Here is a 2650-nt window from a genome sequence, read left to right as displayed (position 1 = left end):
CCGCCAGTGCGGCCGCGACATCGTCGTGGCAGCCGTCTCGGCCCGCGATCCCAAGCGCGACCGCGGCGTCGACCTTGGTGGCGCTCAATGGTTCGACGATGCGGTCAAGATGGCGGAGACGGCCGATATCGACGTCTTCGTCGAACTGATCGGCGGTGACGAGGGGCCCGCGCGGGCCTCGGTGAAAGCAGCACTCGAGGCCGGCCGCCATGTGGTCACCGCCAACAAAGCGCTGCTGGCCAAGCATGGCGTGCAGGTGGCCGAGATCGCCGAGAAGAAGGGCGTGCTGCTGAACTACGAAGCGGCGGTCGCGGGCGGCATCCCGGTGATCAAGACGATGCGCGAGGCGATGGCCGGCAATTCGGTCACCCGCGTCTTCGGCATCCTCAACGGCACCTGCAACTACATCCTGACCCGCATGGAAGCCGAGGGCATCACCTTCGACGCCTGCCTGAAGGACGCGCAACGGCTCGGCTATGCCGAAGCCGATCCGACCTTCGACATCGAGGGCCACGACACTGCGCACAAGCTGTCGATCCTGACCAGCCTTGCCTTCGGCACGAAGATCGCCGCCAACGACATCTATATGGAAGGCATCTCCAACATCAGCCAGGCCGACATCCGCGCGGCCGGCGATCTCGGCTACCGCATCAAGCTGCTCGGCGTCGCGCAGCGCACCGAGAGCGGCATCGAGCAGCGCGTGCACCCGACCATGGTGCCGACGGCTTCCGTCATCGCGCAGGTGCACGGCGTCACCAACGCGGTGGCGATCGAGACCGACATCCTGGGCGAGCTCCTGCTTTCCGGCCCCGGCGCCGGCGGCAACGCCACCGCCTCGGCGGTGATCGGCGATATTGCCGACATCGCCAAGAGCCGGCCGGGCTTCCAGCACGGCCCGGTCTTCGGCCGCCCGGCGAAGGAGCTGAAGCCCTACAAAAGGGCGCAGATGCGCAGCCATGCCGGCGGCTATTTCATCCGGCTCACCGTGCACGATCGCATCGGCGTCTTCGCCGCGATCGCCAAGCGCATGGCCGACAACGACATCTCGCTGGAATCGATCGTCCAGCAGGCGGCCGGGCCTGAAACCGACGCCCAGAAGACCGTCATCCTCGTCACCCACGAGACGACGGAGGCTGCGGTGCGCAAGGCTGTCGAAGGCATCACCAAGGACGGCCATTTGACCGACAAGCCGCAGGTGATCCGCATCGAGCGGGCGGAATAGCCAAACTCGCCTTTAATCGATTGATATTGCTTGGATTTCAAAAAATCCGCGGCCAAGTCTTGCCGTTGTCACGGAGCTTTGACACAAGAAACGCGCCTCTGGCGGGAGGCAGCGTTTCAACGAGGAACTGCCGCTTATGAACATCGCGCAGAACATTGTCGCCGGCCTCGACCGGATACTCACCATGGAGCTGGTGCGCGTCACCGAGCGGGCAGCGGTGGCGGCCGCCAGACTGCGCGGGCGGGGTGACGAGAAGGCGGCCGACCAGGTCGCTGTCGATGCCATGCGCCAGGAGCTCAACCGCCTCGCCATCAAGGGCACGGTGGTGATCGGCGAGGGCGAGCGCGACGAAGCGCCGATGCTCTACATCGGCGAGGAGGTCGGCACCGGCAAAGGCCCGGCGGTCGATATCGCGCTCGATCCGCTCGAAGGCACGACGATCTGCGCCAAGAACCTGCCCAACGCGCTGGCGGTCATCGCCATCGCGGAAAAGGGCAGCCTGCTGTTCGCGCCCGACGTCTATATGGACAAGATCGCCATCGGTCCCGGCTATGCCGACGGCGTCATCGACATCGATGCCGCGCCGGCCGACAACATCGCCAGCCTGGCCAAGGCCAAGGGTGTCGCGGTGTCCGACATCACCGCCTGCATCCTCGACCGCCCGCGCCACGCCAAGCTGATCGATGCGGTGCGCGCGACGGGCGCGGCGATCCGGCTGATCGGCGACGGCGATGTCGCCGGCGTCATCCACACCACCGATCCGGAAGAAACCGGCATCGACATCTATCTCGGCACCGGCGGCGCGCCGGAAGGCGTGCTGGCGGCGGCGGCGCTGCGCTGCACCGGCGGCCAGATGCAGGGCCGGCTGATCCTCGACACGCCGGAGAAGGTGGCGCGCGCCGCCAAGATGGGCATTTCCGATCCGAAACGGGTCTATCAGGCGAAGGACATGGCGCGCGGCGACGTGCTGTTCGCGGCAACCGGCGTCACCGACGGCAACATGCTCGACGGCGTCAAGTTCGGCCGCACCTTCATCACCACCCACACCATCGTGCTGCGTTCCTCGTCGCGGACGGTGCGCGAGATCAAGGCGCGCCACCAGGATCTGGAAAAGTTTTGATTCCGTCCCGATTAGCCGTCGCATATTAGTATCGGCACTATGAAAATATGCGGGCGGCGCGTCGCATGACGGGCGAAAGACGGCTTTTCCTGGATGTCAGGCAGTCGGCCACCGGTGTCTCCTGGGAGCACCGGCTGACCGAACGGCAGGATATGAACGCGCTCGCCATCGCCCAGGGCCACGGCGTGCCCGACATCGTCGCACGCGTGCTGGCCGGACGCGGCGTCACCGCCGAGCAGACCGAGCGCTTCCTCGACCCGACGATCCGCGACCTGTTGCCGAACCCGGCCTCGCTCACCGACATGGAC

2 protein-coding genes and 1 pseudogene are annotated in these 2650 nt (G+C 66.3%); all 3 read left to right on the top strand.

Going from position 1 to position 2650, the window contains the following annotated elements:
* The coding region (locus EN780_RS31705) for a homoserine dehydrogenase (RefSeq protein WP_133372805.1) at window positions 1–1222 on the top strand (1222 nt) is incomplete at its 5' end.
* A gap of 136 nt (window positions 1223–1358) precedes the next feature.
* Window positions 1359–2342 carry a class II fructose-bisphosphatase gene (gene glpX, locus EN780_RS31700; RefSeq protein ID WP_128276238.1) on the top strand — a complete coding sequence of 328 codons (984 nt, stop codon included), beginning with the start codon at window positions 1359–1361 and terminating at the stop codon, window positions 2340–2342.
* A gap of 65 nt (window positions 2343–2407) precedes the next feature.
* Window positions 2408–2650: pseudogene (locus tag EN780_RS31695) on the top strand (single-stranded-DNA-specific exonuclease RecJ); the annotation flags it as partial.

It is taken from the genome of Mesorhizobium sp. M4B.F.Ca.ET.089.01.1.1 (assembly GCF_004022605.1).
GTDB lineage: Bacteria > Pseudomonadota > Alphaproteobacteria > Rhizobiales > Rhizobiaceae > Mesorhizobium > Mesorhizobium abyssinicae.
This window is presented reverse-complemented; position numbering and strand designations above follow the sequence as displayed.

Coding starts and splice junctions, on each gene's coding strand:
- glpX (WP_128276238.1), top strand. CDS start 1,359: ATGAACATCGCGCAGAACATTGTCGCCGGCCTCGACCGGATACTCACC.